The organism is Mesorhizobium abyssinicae, assembly GCF_049887195.1.
Taxonomy (GTDB): Bacteria; Pseudomonadota; Alphaproteobacteria; order Rhizobiales; family Rhizobiaceae; genus Mesorhizobium; species Mesorhizobium abyssinicae.
The window spans coordinates 679,914-695,720 of the sequence record NZ_JARAKC010000002.1; the positions used below are offsets into that span (position 1 = coordinate 679,914).

Below are 15,807 nucleotides of genomic sequence, written 5' to 3' on the forward strand. Positions count from 1 at the left end.
CTCAGATGGCCGCGTTGAGCGCCGCGTAGTAACCGGCATAGTCCGGCCGCTTCTTCAGCACCGTCTCCAGATATTCCTCCAGCACCACCTTGTCCTGCACCGGATCCTTGACGATCGCGCCGACCAGGCTTGGCGCCAGGCCTTCGGCGTGAAGCTTGCCGCCGTCGAACCAAGCCGCCTGGCTGAGGCCGCTGACCATCGTGGCGATCGCCTCGGCGGTGGAGAGCGAGCCCGACGGCGTCTTCAGCGTCACCTTGCCGTCGGCGGTCGCGCCGGAGCGCAACTCGCGGAAGATGGTGAGCACCCGCGCGATCTCCTCGCCGACATTTTTCGGCACCGGCAGGTCCAGCCCGCCGGCCATCTCGCCGACGCGCCGGGAGACGATCGAGACCTCTTCCGCCATGTCCTCGGGCAGAGGCAGCACCACGACGTTGAAGCGACGCTTCAGCGCCGATGAGAGCTCGTTGACGCCCTTGTCGCGATTGTTGGCGGTGGCGATGATGTTGAAGCCGCGCTGGGCGTAGATCGAGGTGTTCAATTCCGGCACCGGCATCATCTTTTCCGACAGCACGGTGATCAGCGTGTCCTGTACGTCGGAACCCATGCGCGTCAGCTCTTCCAGCCGGCAGAGCTTGCCCTCCTGCATGGCGCGGTAGAGCGGCGTCGGCACCAGCGCCTCCTGGCTCGGGCCCTTGGCCAGCAGCTGGGCATAGTTCCAGCCATAGCGGATCTGGTTCTCGTCGGTGCCGGCAGTGCACTGCACGATCAGCGTCGAGTTTCCCATGATGGCGCCGGCGAGATGTTCCGAGACCCAGGATTTCGCCGTGCCCGGCACGCCGAGCAGCAGCAGCGCCCTGTCGGTGGCAAGCGTCGCGATCGCGGTTTCCATCAATTGGCGGCGGCCGACATATTTTGGCGTGATCGGCGTGCCGTCGCTTGCCTTGCCGCCCATCAGGTAGGTCAGCACAGCCTTGGGCGACAGGCTCCAGCCGGCTGGCTTCTGGCGGTCGTCGCCCAGCGCGAGCGCCTGCAGTTCGGCGGCATAGACCTGTTCGGCCGGAAGGCGGATGGCTGCGTTCATACGATCATCTCCGGGTTGATCATCTGTCGGATTGGGAAGGATTATCGGCCAGCGCCGCGTTGAGCCGCAGCAGGCCGAGCGATGGGGATGCGGGCGGCAGGCCGGCGGCGACGACGTCGCCGATCAGTTTGTCCGCCGTCGCCGCCGTGGCGAGAAAACCTATGGCCTCGAGATACTGCTCGGCGCTTCGTTTCATGACGTCGTTGTCACCCGAGACGGCGGAGCGCAGCGCCGAAAGCGTCTTGCCTTTGGCGAAGCCGCCCCATTCCAGCCAGCCTGCTTCAGCGCCTTCGACCAAGTTCAGCGCGTGCAGATTTTGCGCGTCATTCAGGATCTGACTGATCAGGAGACGCTTCCTGCCGCTGTCCAAACGCAACATGAGCTGGAGGGCGAGAAGCGGAAGCTTGCCGCCTTCGGCGACAAGCCTATCCGCCAAACAGGCCACCGCCGCATCGCTGCCGGACACCGAGACCATTAGAACGAGAAAACGATCGGCATTGTCATCGACGCCGAACTGCCATGCGCTGATGAAATCAGGCTCTGTCTTGCCGAAGCGAGCAACAAGATCGCCGAAGTAGCAGGAAGCGAACAAGTCGGCGCGACGGGCCTGTTGCGCAGGCGATTTGAGTTTCATCGGTGCGTAGGTGGTGCGGCGGCGAATGAAGCCGGATTTGCCTTCCTCGATGAAGGCGGCGAGCTCGGCTGTCGGATCTTCCGACCCGCCATCAGCCGGATTGCCATGCTCCCCCAGCCTTGCCAGCAGCCGGCCGGCCATTTCACGCACCTTGCCAGAGCGATCGGCGGACAGGCTCTTCAGGAACGGAACGTCGTCGGCACCCAGGCCGAAGCGCATGAGTTCGACCAGCGCAAGCCTGACCTCCGCCGGCTCGCTTGCCCCCTTGGTCTCGATCAGCGTCCGCGCCAGAGCAGGCGTGGTGCGCCGCAAATCGACCAGCGCGGTACGGCGCGCCGCTGGATAGAAGTCATCCCAGGTCTCCGCTGTCAGCTGCTCGCGCCGGGACTGTTTCTCGCCATCCGCGCCTGCCTGCCAGTCGACCCAGGGGGCATATACCTCGGGACTTTCCTGATCCGGCGCGGGGGGCATCCAATCCATCGGATGCAGCACGAAGCCTCGGCTGGCGACGAGCGTGGCCACGCGGGCCTTGAGCCTCGCGTCGGCCGCATATTTCAATGCGGCGCGCAGCAACGGCCGCAGCCGTTCCGGGATCATCGGCATGGCCAGCGCCGGCAACGGCGGGCGCCGCTTCAAGGTTTTCGGCGCTGCCGGGCGAAGCGCGACATCGAGCGCCTGCGCGGCAATCGCCAACAGCCGCCGCTCCTGCTCGTCCGGGTTGGCCGCTGCCGCCACTTCCTTCCATTCTGCAGGGGCAAGTTCGAAAGCGGCGCCGCCGGAAATCCAGCCGTCGCGCAATCTCGCCAGCCCTGCCTGCTCGGGCTCGTTCACGACAGATCGAGCCTCCCCATATTGCTCTGCGACGCCAGCAGCTCCAGCCTGGCGCCGTTCCAGAGCGCCGCCGTGGCTGCGAGATCGAGGCCCAGCAAGGTCTGGTTGACCGAGCCCTCGACAGGCAGGGCAATGCCGTGCGGATCGTTCGCCGCCTGCCACCACGCGCCGTCCTTTTCGTCCAGCGCGATCGCTCCGGCCGGCAGGATGACCGGGTAATCCGACAACCATGGCGAACCGTCCTGGAAGGTGGCATAGGCGGCAAGCGGATCGCCGGCGTTCGAGGCGAAAGCTGGCCAAGCACCGGGCGCCGCATCGCCGAGCCGCTCCGCGACCAGCGCCCGCAGCGGAGTGCGCGATGGATAGAATACCAGCCTGGCCTTGAAGCGGTCGCCCGGCGCGAAGGCGCCGGAGCGCCGCCCGGCCGAGGCCGGGAAGAAGTCGAGCAGAACGGCAAAGCGCGGCGCCGGGCTCTTCAGATCGAGCAGCCAGGTTGCGTGGCTGACGAGGCCGTCGCGTCGGGTCTCGATCTTTTCGCCCAGCACCTCCCAGTCGCTCTCGAGCTGGACGGCATCGGGGTTGCCGAGGACCTGCTCGCGCGTCTCAGATGTCGACACAAGTCGTTTCAGCTCGGCATCATCGGGCGTGGCGCGCCAGGCCTTGGCGAGCAGCACCAGCTTGCCGAGCTCGCGGATCGCGGCATCCGGCTTCTCCTGGCCGCGCAGCGCCATCAGCCGCGCCGGCAACTCGTCGATGCGGCCGGCAAGCGCGGTCGCCTTGAGGTCGACCAGCCTGGCTGCAATACGGCGGCAGCGCTCGCTGCAGGCATCGACGAACCCGGCAAGGCCGAGCCGGAGCTGGTCGGCTATCCATTGATCGAGCTCGTCCAACGCCGCCGAGACCGCGCTTCGCGTATCCTCTGCCCGCTTGCGCTGTGCCGCCTCGCGGCGTTCGGCGGCCGCGGCATCCTCGACCGGGGCGCTCTCGTCCGGCCGCGATGCCTCGTCGATGCTTTTGCCTTCGGCGCTGGCCGCCGATTGTGCTGGCTGCTGCCCGGTCTTGCGGCGGCGTCCGAGCCAGTCATTCACCCATTCCGGTGTCTGATCGACGCGATCGAAGCTGGCGGGCGCGGTGGCGCCGATCCACATCAGCCCCAATATGTGCTTGCACGGGAATTTTCGCGACGGACAGGTGCATTTGTAGCCATGGTCGCCGGTGTCGAATGCGACACGATAGGGATTCGATCCCGAGCCCTGGCATTCGCCCCAGATGAGCCCCAGTTGCTCATTCGTCTCCAGGCGCGGCCAGTTCGAGCGCTTGGTCAGCTTGGAGGCGGCGCTGAGCGAGGCCTGGTCAGGGGCAAGCGCTTCAATGGTTTTTAGGTCCAGTTGCAAGCCCGCGCCTCTCATGACCCCGAAGCATGATACCGCGACGATAGATAGCCGTTTGCGGCGCGCTGGTGTAGCTCCAACTGCCGCAAAGTTCTGCCCGCGACCAACGTGGTGAACGGGAAATTTCAGATCACGTCACACCGCCCTGTTGTGCGTCGGCGCGCGGCCGCCGCCGTCGGCGACCAGCACCGCGCCGGTGACGAAGGACGCTTCGTCCGAAGCGAGGAACAGGCAGCAGGAGGCGATCTCTTCGGGCTCGGCGACGCGGCGCAGCGCGATGCGGCCGGTCAGCGCGGCGAACTCCTCTTCCGGCGTCGAGCCGTTGGTCGCCGCCGCCACTTCCATCTCGTAGACGCTCATCGGCGTGCGAACCCAGCCGGGCGCCACGGCATTGGCGCGGATGCCGTCGGGGCCATGCGCGTAGGCGAGCGAGCGCGTATAGGAGACCAGCGCCGCCTTGCTTGCCGAATAGGCGGCGTTCTGGCCGCTGGCGTTGAAGGCGCCGACGGAAGCGATGTTGACGATCGCGCCGCCGCGCTGCTTCAGCAGCGGCAGCGCCGCGCGGCAGACCATCATCGAGCCGGTGACGTTGACAGCGAAACTCTTGGCCCAGGTCTCGTCGCTCAGCGTCTCCGGCTCGTCGAGGATCATCACGCCCGCGGCGTTGATGACGATGTCGAGGCGACCCTCGCAGGCGTCGATGGCGCGGGCAATGTCACCAGCAACCGTGATGTTGCCGCGCACGGCGATGCCACCGCTTGCCCTCGCGGCCTCGTCCAGCACCTTGTCGCCATGGCCGAAGGCGATGACCTCGGCGCCGTGACGGCCGAACAGCTCGGCGGTGGCGCGGCCCATGCCGGTGGCGGCACCGGTGATCAGCGCCTTGCGGCCTTCGAGGCGCCGGCTCATGCCAACCCCCAATGCCGCTCGACGGCATAGCCGGTCTCCGGCAAGGTCGAGCCGCCGTCGACGACGATGGTCTGGCCGGTCAAGTACTTCGCCTGCCCGGAGGCGAGGTAGAGCATGGCGTAGGCGATGTCGTCGGCCTCGCCGAGACGGCCGGCGGGGATGAACCGGCCGAGCCTGTCGGCGACTTCCGGCGCGCTCATCGTGCCCCTGCCCTTGGCGATGAAGCCCGGCTCGACGCCATTGACGGTGATGCCGTCGCGCGCGAATTCGAAGGCGGCGCCCCGGATGAAGGCGTTGACGCCGGCCTTGGCCGCCGAATAGTGCGCGCCGCCGGCCATGGCCACGCGCGCCGACACCGAGGATGTGACGAGAATGCGGCCGAAACCGTTGGCGCGCATCGCCGGCGCCGCCGCCTGCGCCAGCCAGAAGCAGGGTTTGAGGTTGAGCGCCAATGCCTCTTCGAGCTTGTCCTTGTCGAGGTCCTCGATCGAGGCCCAGGGGCAGCCGCCGGCATTGTGGACGACGATGTCGAGGCGGCCGGCTTCGCGGATGACGTCGCCGACGAGCCCGTGCAAGGCGGCGCGGTCGAGGCCGGCAAGCGTAACGGCGCGGACGGAGAGGCCACGCGCCGAGAGATCGGCCGCGAGGGTTTCGGCAACGTCGAGCGTGCGGTTGGCGATGACCACCGAAGCGCCAGCCTCGGCGAAGCGCGTGACGATGGCGGCACCGATACCGCGCCCGCCGCCGGTCACCAGCGCCACCCGGCCCTTGAGGTCGAATGGATTTGCCATCGCTTAGACGACGCCCGCGCTGCGAACCAGATCGACGAAGCGGGTAAAGACATCCGTGTGGCGGTCGACGTCGGCAGCCGACGTCGCCGGGCACATCAGGAACATGGTGTGGAACGGCGTCACCAATATGCCCTCGTTCATGTAGAAGGCATGCAGCAGCGTCTCGAGATCGCCGCGCCGGCCGGCAATGACGTCGGCGCCGTTGCGCGGCGGCGCGGGCATGAACATGATCTCGGCGCGGGCGCCGATCTGCGTCACATGCCAGGGCAATTTGTTGGCGCTGATGATGCCCCGCGCCGCCTCGGCCAGCCGCGAAGCGTTGGCGATCATCTTTTCGAAATTGGCCGGCGTCAGCACCTCCTCCAGCACCGCGCGCATGGTGGCGACGGTCAGCGCGTTGCCGGCCAGCGTGCCACCGATGCCGAGATGCGCCGACTGGCGCACGCGCGGATTGACCATTGGCACGATCGCCCACAGGCGCTCGGCGATCGCCTGCGAGACGCCGAAGACGCCGGCCGGGATGCCGCCGGCGATTGCCTTGCCGGCGACCAGCATGTCCGGCTCCAAACCATGCTGCGCGGTGCAGCCGCCCGGCCCGCTGGAGATGGTGTGGGTCTCGTCGATGATCAGCACCGTGCCGGTGCGGCGCGTGATTTCGCGAAGAGCGGCGTGAAAACCGTCGGCGACCGGGATCATGCCGAAATTGGTCATCAGCGGCTCGGTCAGCACGCAGGCGACGTCGCCGGCCGAGAGCGCCTCCTCCAGCGCCGCGATGTCGTTGAACTCGACCACCCTTGAGACGGCGGAATGGTCGACGCCATTGGGATGGATCATGTTGCGCATACCGACGCGGCCGTCGCGGATCTCGACATGCGCCTCCTCGACGCCGCCGTGATAGCAGCCGGAGAAGACCAGCACCTTGTCGCGGCCGGTGATCATGCGGGCGATGCGGATGGCGCCGCGATTGGCGTCGGTGGCCGAGGTGGTCAGCGTCCAGTAAGGCAGGCCGAAGCGGCGCGTAAGCTCTGCGCCGACCCAGAGGCTGTCCTCGGTCGGCAGCATCATCGTGGTGCCGTTCTGCAACTGGCGAAGCGCGGCGCGGGTGACCGCTTCCGGCGCATGGCCGCACATGCCGCCGGTGTCGCCCAGGGCGAAGTCGACATATTCGTGACCGTCGATGTCACGGATATGGGCGCCGCTGGCCGACGCCGCATAGACCGGGAAGCCGCCGGCCCAGCGTCGCATCCAGTGCGAGGGACCGCCATAGAGGAAGTGCCTCTTGCCCTCTTCCCACGCTGCCGCCGAGCGCGGATGGGTTTCGAGGAAGCGCTGCTGCTCGCGGTCGAGCAGGTCGCCGGTTGTCTTTGAATGCAAAGCGTTTTTGGCAGCCGTCACGGGGCGAAGCCTCCCTTGTGTGCCGTCAGTTGGGCACAGATGATTTTCTTGTCGGTTCACTATTTGAACCATCGTTTTGCATGTTATAGACAAACTGCAGGCTACGTCGGCTGCTGTCAAGTTAATTCACATGAGAACTATCTTGGAGAATGCATCATGAGCACGGTGGGCAAGGCGGTCTCGCTGCTGGAGCTGTTCACGCTCGACGAGCCGGAGATCGGGCTGTCCGACCTCGCCCGCAAGGCCGGCCTCGATAAGGCGACAGCCCGGCGCCTGCTGATGGCGCTCGCCAACCATCGGCTGATCGAGCAGGAGCCGCAAAGCCGCCGCTACCGGCTGGGCGCCGGCCTGTCGCGGCTGGCCCGCATCCGCGACGCGCATTTCCCTTTCGTGCGCGTGGCGGCGCCGGCGGCGCGGGAGCTGTCGCTCGAAACCGGCGAGACCGTGCATCTGTCGGAGTTCAGCGCCGGCGTGCTGCTCACCGTGCATGTCGAACTGTCGGCGAAGGCCAACCGCGTCAATGTCGACGTCGGCCAGATCCTGCCACTGCACGGCACGGCCTCCGGGATCGCCTTCCTCGCCGCCTCGCGGCTGCAAGTGGTCAGCGCCTATCTGGAGAAGCCCTTGCAGGCCTTCACCGCGCATACGGTGACAGGACCGGACACGCTGGCCAAAGCCATCGCTTTTGCCGCCGCAAGCGGCTATTCGCGCAGTTCGCAGGGCTATGAGGAAGGCGTGCACAGCATCGGCGCCGCGATCCTCGGCGCCGACGGCCAACCGATCGGCGCGCTGGCGGTGGCGTCCCCCGTATCCCGCGTCGACGATGCGGTCGCGGCCAACCAGGGTGCTGCGGCGGTCAAGGCGGCGCGCCTGATTGCGGCACGGCTGACCGGCGAGGCGTGACATCCCGCGTCGGCGAGGCTGAAGTCGCCATACTCGCGGGTGCGATCGCCGAACCAGGCGAAGCCCCCCTTTTCTCGCCTTCATTTGAAACTTTGAACGGTGTTCACTTTTCTCTTGAACGCCGTTCACAATGTGCTATGTTGCGTTTATGAACATCGTTCATGAAAAATGAGCGGCGAAGAGGATGACGAAGCCTGCTGATTGTATCCGGCCCTGAAACCAGCCAGCGCCGACCCGGCTTAACCCTGAAACGAAAGGATCATATCGATGGCCACCAACAGCTATGTTTCCAACCATTCGAGTGCCTGGAAGACGTCCATCGCCATCACCAAGACGCTGCGTGACGCCGAGTGAACGGGCCGGTTCATCAACAGGCTGCAAGGCGCCAAGACCGAAAAGCTGATGATGGATATCAACCGCAGTAACGAAGTTTAACCGGCTTCCCGCTTAAAACGAGGCTCGAACCGCGCAAGCAACCGCTGACCGATCCATCTCGGATTGCTCGATGGCCTTGCCCATTGGAACTTGCCATGAACACCCATCTAATGATGTCGCGGCGCTTCGCGCCTCTCTTCTGGACGCAGTTCCTGTCCGCCTTCAACGACAATTTCCTGAAGAACACGCTGGTGTTCCTCATCCTCTTCACCCTTGCCGCCGACCAGGCGGCGTCACTGGTGACCTTGGCCGGCGCCATCTTCATGGCCCCCTTCCTGCTCTTGTCCGCGCTTGGCGGCGAGATCGCCGACCGCTTCGACAAGGCTTTCGTGGCGCGCAGGCTGAAGTTCGTCGAGATCGGCGCCGCACTGCTCGCGGTCATCGGCATCGCGCTCTCTTCCATTCCGGTTCTGCTGACGGCGCTGTTCCTGTTTGGCGTCATCTCGGCGCTGTTCGGCCCGATCAAATACGGCATCCTGCCCGATCACCTCGAGCGCAAGGACCTGCCGCGCGCCAACGCCTGGATCGAGTCGGCCACCTTCGCCGCCATCCTCGGCGGCACCATCGCCGGCGGCATCGTCTCGGCCGACGGCATCGGCGTTGCGGTGTTCGGCCCGATCATGATGGCGCTTGCCGTCGGCTGCTGGCTCGTCAGCCGCTACATCCCGGCGACCGGATCGGCCGCACCCGATCTCGCGATCGACAAGAACATCCTGCGCTCCACCTGGCGGCTGGTCAGTGAATTGCGCACCAACCAGCGCATCTGGCGGGCGGCGCTGATGGCGTCGTGGTTCTGGCTGGTCGGGGCCATCGTCCTTTCCATCCTGCCCCCCCTGGTCAAGAATTCGCTCGGCGGCACCGAGATCGCGGTGACCGCCTATCTGGCCGTCTTCGCGGTCGCCGTTGCCGTCGGCTCGGCCATCGCGGCATGGATGTCGCAGGGCCGCATGGTGCTGCTGCCGGCACCGGTCGGCACCGCGCTGATGGCCGTGTTCGGGCTGGACCTCGCCTGGAGCGTGTGGGGCCTGCACAGCCCGGTCCAGGCCGAGACGCTTGGCGCCTTCTTCGCCGGCCAGAACACCATTCGCGTCGCCATCGACCTCGCCGGCCTGGCGATCGCCGGCGCCTTCCTGGTCGTGCCGACCTTCGCGGCCGTGCAGGCCTGGGCGCCGGAGGACCGGCGTGCCCGTATCGTCGCCGCGGTGAATGTCGTCAGCGCCGGCTTCATGACCATTGGCGGCGGCCTCGTCGCCGCCATCCAGGGCGCCGGCGTCTCGATCGCCGGCGTGCTGGCCGGCCTTGCCGTGGTCAATGCCGTCGCCGCCTGGCTGATGCTGAAATACCTGCCGACGAATCCTTTCCGCGATTTCGTCTCCATCCTGTTCCGCGCCTTCCATCATCTGGAGGTCGAGGGGCTGGACAACCTCAAGGCCGCCGGCCCGGCGCCGATCCTGGCGCTCAACCATGTCAGCTTCCTCGACGGTCCGCTGGCCCTGACGCTGACCGACGAGGAGCCGGTCTTCGCCATCGACCACACCATCGCGCAGGCGTGGTGGATGAAGCCGTTCCTGAAGCTCGCCCGCGCCCTGCCGCTCAATCCGGCGAAGCCGATGTCGACCCGCACGCTGATCAAGATCGTGCAGGGCGGCGATCCGCTGGTCATCTTCCCGGAAGGCCGCATCACCGTCACCGGAGGCCTGATGAAGGTCTATGACGGCGCCGCCATGGTCGCCGACAAGACCGGCTCGATGGTGGTGCCGGTGCGCATCGACGGGCTGGAGAAGAGCTACTTCTCGCGGCTAACGTCGCAGCACGTGCGCCGCCGGCTGTTCCCGAAGGTCAAGGTGACCATCCTGGAGCCGGTGAAGCTCGACGTTCCGCAGGAACTCAAGGGCCGCCAGCGCCGCACCGCGGCGGGCGCCGCCCTCTATCAGGTGATGTCGGATCTCGTCTTCCGCACCGAGGACATCGACAAGACCGTGCTGGAGAAGATCATCCTGACGGCGAACGAGCGCGGCATGAAAGAGCTCGCCGTGCAGGACCCGGTCACCGGCTCGCTGAGCTATGGCAAGCTGCTGACGGCCGCCGCCGTGCTCGGCGAGAAGTTCGAGCACCTCTATGCCGGCCAGCAGACGATCGGCATCATGCTGCCAAACGCCAACGGCGCATGCGCGACGCTGCTCGGCGTCATGTCGGCCGGCAAGGTGCCGGCGATGATCAACTTCACCGCCGGTGCGGCGAACATCCTCTCCGCCTGCAAGGCCGCCGAGGTGAAAACCGTGCTGACCTCGCGCGCGTTTGTCGAACAGGCAAAGCTCGGCGCCGTGGTCGAGGAAATCGGCCGCTCGGTGGAGATCGTCTGGCTCGACGAGCTGCGGGCCGGCATCGGCCTGAAGGACAAGCTGCTCGGCTTGCTGCGCAAGAGCACGCCGCGCGTCGCCCGCAAGCCCGACGACGCCGCGGTGATCCTGTTCACCTCGGGTTCGGAAGGCACGCCGAAGGGCGTGGTGCTCACCCACCGCAACATCCTGGCCAACGCCGCCCAGGCTGCCTCGCGGATCGATTTCCACTCGGGCGACAAGGTGTTCAACGTGCTGCCGATCTTCCATTCCTTCGGCATGACGGCGGGCACGGTGCTGCCGCTGATCTCGGGCGTGCCGGTCTATTTCTACCCCTCGCCGCTGCACTACCGCATCGTGCCGGAACTGGTCTACGCGTCGAATGCGACGATCATCTTCGGCACCGACACGTTCCTCTCCGGCTATGCGCGCACGGCGCATCCTTACGACTTCCGCTCGGTGCGCTACTGCTTTGCCGGCGCCGAGCCGGTCAAGGCGGCGACGCGCATGACCTATATGGAGAAGTTCGGCCTGCGTATCCTCGAAGGCTACGGCGTGACCGAGGCGGCTCCGGTGATCTCGATCAACACGCCGATGTACAACCGGTCCGGCAGCGTCGGCAAAATCATGCCCGGCATGGAGTATCGGCTGGATCCGGTGCCCGGCGTCGATGACGGCGGGCGGCTCTACGTGCGCGGCCCCAATGTCATGTCGGGCTATCTGCGGGCCGAGAAGCCGGGCGTGCTCGAGCCGCTGGCAGACGGCTGGCATGACACCGGCGACGTCGTCACCGTCGACGAGGCCGGCTTCATCACCATCCGCGGCCGCGCCAAGCGCTTCGCCAAGATCGGCGGCGAGATGATCTCGCTGGCCGCTGTCGAGGCGCTGGCCGGCGAATTGTGGAAAGGGTCGCTGTCGGCGGTTGCCAGCGTGCCGGATGCCCGCAAGGGCGAAAAGCTGATCCTCATCACCGAGGCCGCGAACGCCACCCGGGCCGAATTCCTGGCCTTCGCCAAGGCCAACGGCGCCATGGACCTGATGGTGCCGGCCGAGGTGCGCGTGGTGCCGAAGGTGCCGGTGCTCGGTTCCGGCAAGCTCGACTTCGCCGGCGTGACCAAGCTGGTGCGCGGCGAGGAAGAGCTGAAGGTCAAGGCCGCCTGATGGCGAAAGGCGAACGGGCCGGCGCAGTGCGCCGGCCCGCCAAGACTTCCGCCGGCCCCGGCTTTGCGGTTGTTTCGCTCGAGCGGGTCGCTGGGCAAGGCGTCGCGCTTCAGACTATTTTGCCCCACCTCGCCCAAAGATCTTCTGCAGCACGAGCTTCAGCCGCTTGAACTCGTAGCGGCGCCGCAATTTGGCCAGCGTCGCCCGGTTGGCGGCGTCGATCGCGGGCAGCGAGTCCGGCGCTGCCGCCTGCGGCAGCGCGAGCAGCGCGTCGGCGTGGCGGTCGGCGAAAGGCTGCGGGTCGTAGGTGGCGAACGGCGTCGGCGGGTCACTCAGCACGGTCGGATTGCTGTTGATCTCGAACACCACGAGCTTGCCCTCGGCAAGCGTGTAGTCGATGCGCCCGTACTGCATGCGGGCCTTTTCGAAGACCTGCATCACCCGCCCGGCATGCGGGTTCTCGGTAATGTAGGCCCTGATCTCGTCGATGTGGGCCGGCAAGAGCCGATCGGCCGCATTCTTGACGAACCACGATTTCGACATCGCAATATGCTGGGCGTAGATCGTATCGCCGACCCGGTAGGCGGCGAATTTCCGGTAGTATCCGTCAGGCCCTGGCGTGCCGGTCATCTCCACCACGATCGGCCGCACCAGCTTGCGCCCGTCCGGCCTTGCGAGTGCCGCGTCCAGCGCCGGCCGGTCGTGCAGAAGCGGCGGCTCCTCGTACAGCGCGCCCACCTCGTCGCGGATGAAGACGGGATAGCGCATCGTGTCATCGAGCTCGTCCGGCCTGAATGCGCGAAAAAAGTTGCCGTCGTCGCCGCGCAGCACGCGCAACAGATCCAAGCGCTGCAGGCTGGCCGTCGGATGGTTGAGCTGCGTCAAGCCCGTTTGCTGCGCCAGCTCGGCGCTCAGCTCGGCTGCCCGCTGCAACTCCTCGGCGCTCAGCCGGTCCATGTCCGACCAGACCACCACGCCCGCGCGAACGCCGCGCAGCAACCCGGCATCCTCATAGCGAACCAGCCGGAACGATGCTTGCAGGTCTGGGCGGTGATAGAGAAGCACGACCGCATGAGTATAGGCGTGCTTTCTATGCGTGACGTAGAATATCAAGTGATCGCGTCCCCCGGCCTGCACAATTGCAAACGGCAGCCTTGCTGACTAGCAAAAAGCTGCGGCACGCCCTATAGCGCGTGGGCAAGTCGGGTGGCCGAGAGATGAACGTCGAGAGCAATGCGCTTCCAATCCGGAAGCTGGACGCGGACGACATGCCGCTGCTGATGGAGCTTGAGGCTGCCGCCTGGGCCGGTCCGCTGCGAGCCAGCGAGGCGACCATCCGCCGCCGGCTGGCGCTTGGCCACACCATGCTGGGCGCGATCGACGGCGACGCGCTGGCCGGCACGCTCTGCTTCACCGAAACCAGCCAGGACCCGCTGGTGCGCGCCGATTTTCCCACGAATTTCGATGCCTTTGCATCGCTGCCGCGCAGCGAGCCGGTGCACTCGCTTTATGCCTACAATCTCTGCGTCCGCCCCAGCCACCGCGGCGGCAACACGGCAATCCGGCTGCTGAAGGAGATGGAGCACCACGGCCGCCGCCTCGGCGCGCGCTGGCTGATCGGCGACGGCCGCTGCTCGGCCTATGCCGGCTCATCCGGCGACGAGGACGACGACGACAAGGTCAGGTCCGACCCGCGGTTTCGCGCCACCATAGACCGCTGGAACGAGACCGGCATAAGGCCGCCGCTCGAGGAGATCATCCGCGATCCGCTGCTGCGGCTGCACTACCGCGTCTACGACTGCGAGTTCCTCTACGTCATGCCGGATTTCTTCCCGCAGGACGCCGCGTCCGGTGGGTTCCGGGTCATCTCGGCCAAGGACCTGAAGAAATGACATGCGGGCCGGCCACGGCATGACGGCTCCGTTCTTCGATCCGTTCGCGCTCGGCGAAGATCCGTTCGCGCATTTTGCGGAGATGCGCGCTCTGGGCGGCATCGCGCGCGGCGCCGCGCCCTATCCGGAACTTGCCGACGCGCATTACGTCTTCAGCCATGAACTGGTGTCCCGCGTCCTCAAGCATCCGGCCCTGCTGCAGGCGCCGCCCGGCAGGTATGAGGAGGTCCGTCGCAAGCTTGTCGACCAGGCGCCGATGGCGCTGCTCAGCCGGTCTGTGATGCTCGCCGATCCGCCGCATCATGGTGAGCTGCGCCGGCCGGTTGCAGGCTGCCTCTCCAGATCCGCCGTCGAGACGCTGACACAGGGCCTGCGCGCGCTAAGCCGCGAGCTAGTCGACCGGGCGATGGCGGACGGCCGCATCGATGCCGTCGCCGGGCTCGCCGTGCCGGTCTCCTTCTGGCTCCTGCAGGAAATCATGGGCATCGAGATCGAGGATCCATGGGCGCTGAAATCGGTGACCAGCCGCATGGCCGGCGCGTTCGACCTGCGAACAGACCAGCCGCCGGCTGCCAGCGCCGCGGCCTATGGCGAGTGCCGGGCCTTTGTCGAGGAACGGCTGGCGCAACAGGCCTTCCGGCCGGACGGAATGGTCGCCCGCATGGCGCGGGAAGTCACCGAAGGCCGCTGGTCGCGCGAGGACATGGTGGCCAACGTCGTGTTCATGCTGTTTGCCGGACAGGAGACCGTCGTCGACGCTTTCGGCAACGCGGTGGTCGCGCTGCACCGTTTTCCAGAACAGCGCGACCTGCTCGAGCGCCGGGCTGTCGACTGGAGCAGCGCCGCCGCCGAGCTCCTGCGCTACGGCGCCTCCGTGCAATACGCGGTGGCGCGCATCGCGGCCGAAGACATCGACCTCGGCAACGTTGGGATCGCGAACGGCGAGGCGGTGGTGGCGGTGCTCGGCAGCGGCAACCGCGACGATGCGGTGTTCGCGGACGGTGACCGACTGGACCTCACGCGCTCGCCGACCTTGTCATTGACCTTCGGCACCGGCCTGCATGTCTGCCTCGGCCAGCATGTCGCCCGCATCGAGATCGCGGCGATGATCGAGGCGCTGTTCACCCGCGCCCCTGGCTGGCGGCTCGATGCCGCCGGCGCCACGCGCCGCCCGTCGCTGTCGTTCCACGGGATGAGCACCGCGCCGCTTGTGCTTGCCTAGGGGCTCGCCACGCGCCGCCGATGCCTATTTGTGCTGTTCGAACAGCGGCCGCGTCTGCTCGAGGATCGCCGGATCGAGCGACCGGACGATCTCCGCGACCTTGGCCCGCAGGGCCTCGATCGCCGCCTCGTCGAGCGGATCGAGAATGTCATTTTGATCCCGCGACGCGATATATTCTTCCAGGGAGGGCGCCTCGCTCGCCGGCGTGAAGCCTCCGCCACGGGCGTGCTTGCTCAGCAATTCCTGCCGCGACTTGACCGCATAGTGGCGGATCCAGCCGAGCTTCCATTCCATCGGCATGGCGGCTTGATGCCTGTCGAGGGTGATGCCGTCGACCAGCGTCCTGCGCTGCCCGATCGGGAAGCCGTGCGGGTGCGCCATGAACAGCGTCGGGCTTCGCATGGCCTTCGGCAAGCATGACGACACGCGTGCAAACGCCTTCTTCCAGCGCGCCGTCGAGGCGTCGTGCCGGCCCGTCTCGGAAACCGGACGGTGACCAGCTCGTCCTCATAGGCCTCTTTGCCGTCGCTGCCGAAATTCGCCCAGCGGAAGGCGACGCTGCGCACGCCGCGCCGTCTGAGCAGCGAGCGGACGAGCTCGGCGCCGCTCCAGGGCGGTCCGTCGAGCGGCTCGAGAAATTCGTCGGCGTCGAGGAAACCGAGATAGCGATAGCCCTGCAGCAGCGCCCGCCAATAAAGGTGCGAATAGGCGCGCCGCTGCGGCTGTGAGCGATCGTGCCGCCAGTCCACTAGCTCGATCCAGCCGGCGTCGCGCAATGCCGAAAGCACTGCCGTCTGCGGTCCGGCGAGACAATTGTCGGCGA

13 protein-coding genes are annotated in these 15,807 nt (G+C 66.8%); 5 read left to right on the top strand and 8 right to left on the bottom strand.

Annotated elements, in window-relative coordinates; translation table 11 throughout:
* Position 1: 1 nt before the first annotated feature.
* From PU724_RS07780 to PU724_RS07805, 6 genes are all read right to left on the bottom strand, one after another.
* Entirely contained in the window at positions 2-1,081 is a 1,080-nt protein-coding gene (locus PU724_RS07780; RefSeq protein ID WP_292168916.1) for an ATP-binding protein, read from the bottom strand.
* 19 nt (positions 1,082-1,100) lie between these two features.
* Positions 1,101-2,546 carry a DUF5691 domain-containing protein gene (locus PU724_RS07785; RefSeq protein WP_354421170.1) on the bottom strand — a complete coding sequence of 482 codons (1,446 nt, stop codon included), beginning with the start codon at positions 2,544-2,546 and terminating at the stop codon, positions 1,101-1,103.
* Positions 2,543-3,940 carry an SWIM zinc finger family protein gene (locus tag PU724_RS07790; RefSeq protein WP_292101960.1) on the bottom strand — a complete coding sequence of 466 codons (1,398 nt, stop codon included), beginning with the start codon at positions 3,938-3,940 and terminating at the stop codon, positions 2,543-2,545. Before PU724_RS07790 ends, PU724_RS07785 begins: the two co-directional genes overlap by 4 nt.
* Positions 3,941-4,072: 132 nt before the next feature.
* Positions 4,073-4,846, bottom strand: a complete 774-nt coding sequence (locus PU724_RS07795) for an SDR family NAD(P)-dependent oxidoreductase (RefSeq protein WP_292101961.1) — start codon at positions 4,844-4,846, stop codon at positions 4,073-4,075.
* Positions 4,843-5,637, bottom strand: a complete 795-nt coding sequence (locus PU724_RS07800; RefSeq protein ID WP_292101962.1) for an SDR family oxidoreductase — start codon at positions 5,635-5,637, stop codon at positions 4,843-4,845. Before PU724_RS07800 ends, PU724_RS07795 begins: the two co-directional genes overlap by 4 nt.
* Before the next feature lie 3 nt (positions 5,638-5,640).
* Entirely contained in the window at positions 5,641-7,011 is a 1,371-nt protein-coding gene (locus tag PU724_RS07805) for a transaminase (protein WP_426213070.1), read from the bottom strand.
* A 177-nt stretch (positions 7,012-7,188) separates the two neighbouring features.
* On the opposite strand from PU724_RS07805, the gene PU724_RS07810 reads away from it, so the two are divergent.
* Both PU724_RS07810 and PU724_RS07815 read left to right on the top strand, forming a co-directional pair.
* Entirely contained in the window at positions 7,189-7,935 is a 747-nt protein-coding gene (locus tag PU724_RS07810; RefSeq protein ID WP_292246427.1) for an IclR family transcriptional regulator, read from the top strand.
* Between the two features lie 530 nt (positions 7,936-8,465).
* Positions 8,466-11,870: an acyl-[ACP]--phospholipid O-acyltransferase gene (locus tag PU724_RS07815; RefSeq protein WP_354421173.1), complete on the top strand. Its 3,405-nt coding sequence runs from the start codon at positions 8,466-8,468 to the stop codon at positions 11,868-11,870.
* 114 nt (positions 11,871-11,984) lie between these two features.
* On the opposite strand, the gene PU724_RS07820 is transcribed toward PU724_RS07815, so the two are convergent.
* Positions 11,985-12,983, bottom strand: a complete 999-nt coding sequence (locus PU724_RS07820; protein WP_354421175.1) for a hypothetical protein — start codon at positions 12,981-12,983, stop codon at positions 11,985-11,987.
* A 104-nt stretch (positions 12,984-13,087) separates the two neighbouring features.
* Here PU724_RS07820 and PU724_RS07825 point away from each other — a divergent pair, with 104 nt between their 5' ends.
* Together PU724_RS07825 and PU724_RS07830 are read left to right on the top strand one after the other, a co-directional pair.
* Positions 13,088-13,762 (top strand): hypothetical protein, encoded by a 675-nt coding sequence (locus PU724_RS07825; RefSeq protein WP_354421177.1) that lies wholly within the window; start codon positions 13,088-13,090, stop codon positions 13,760-13,762.
* Position 13,763: 1 nt separating this feature from the next.
* Positions 13,764-14,984: a cytochrome P450 gene (locus PU724_RS07830; RefSeq protein ID WP_354421179.1), complete on the top strand. Its 1,221-nt coding sequence runs from the start codon at positions 13,764-13,766 to the stop codon at positions 14,982-14,984.
* A 24-nt stretch (positions 14,985-15,008) separates the two neighbouring features.
* Here the strand turns inward: PU724_RS07830 and PU724_RS07835 are convergent, their stop codons facing one another.
* Positions 15,009-15,398, bottom strand: a complete 390-nt coding sequence (locus PU724_RS07835; RefSeq protein WP_426213071.1) for a hypothetical protein — start codon at positions 15,396-15,398, stop codon at positions 15,009-15,011.
* A gap of 2 nt (positions 15,399-15,400) precedes the next feature.
* Between PU724_RS07835 and PU724_RS07840 the strand changes: the two genes are divergently transcribed.
* Complete coding sequence (locus PU724_RS07840; protein WP_354421183.1) at positions 15,401-15,712, top strand: hypothetical protein; 312 nt, start codon at positions 15,401-15,403, stop codon at positions 15,710-15,712.
* Positions 15,713-15,807: the final 95 nt, after the last annotated feature.

Bases quoted from the DNA above. Each gene is read 5' to 3' on its own strand.
- PU724_RS07795 (WP_292101961.1), bottom strand. From the start codon at position 4,846: ATGAGCCGGCGCCTCGAAGGCCGCAAGGCGCTGATCACCGGTGCCGCC.
- PU724_RS07780 (WP_292168916.1), bottom strand. From the start codon at position 1,081: ATGAACGCAGCCATCCGCCTTCCGGCCGAACAGGTCTATGCCGCCGAA.
- PU724_RS07815 (WP_354421173.1), top strand. From the start codon at position 8,466: ATGAACACCCATCTAATGATGTCGCGGCGCTTCGCGCCTCTCTTCTGG.
- PU724_RS07830 (WP_354421179.1), top strand. From the start codon at position 13,764: ATGCGGGCCGGCCACGGCATGACGGCTCCGTTCTTCGATCCGTTCGCG.
- PU724_RS07810 (WP_292246427.1), top strand. From the start codon at position 7,189: ATGAGCACGGTGGGCAAGGCGGTCTCGCTGCTGGAGCTGTTCACGCTC.
- PU724_RS07840 (WP_354421183.1), top strand. From the start codon at position 15,401: ATGACGACACGCGTGCAAACGCCTTCTTCCAGCGCGCCGTCGAGGCGT.
- PU724_RS07800 (WP_292101962.1), bottom strand. From the start codon at position 5,637: ATGGCAAATCCATTCGACCTCAAGGGCCGGGTGGCGCTGGTGACCGGC.
- PU724_RS07825 (WP_354421177.1), top strand. From the start codon at position 13,088: ATGAACGTCGAGAGCAATGCGCTTCCAATCCGGAAGCTGGACGCGGAC.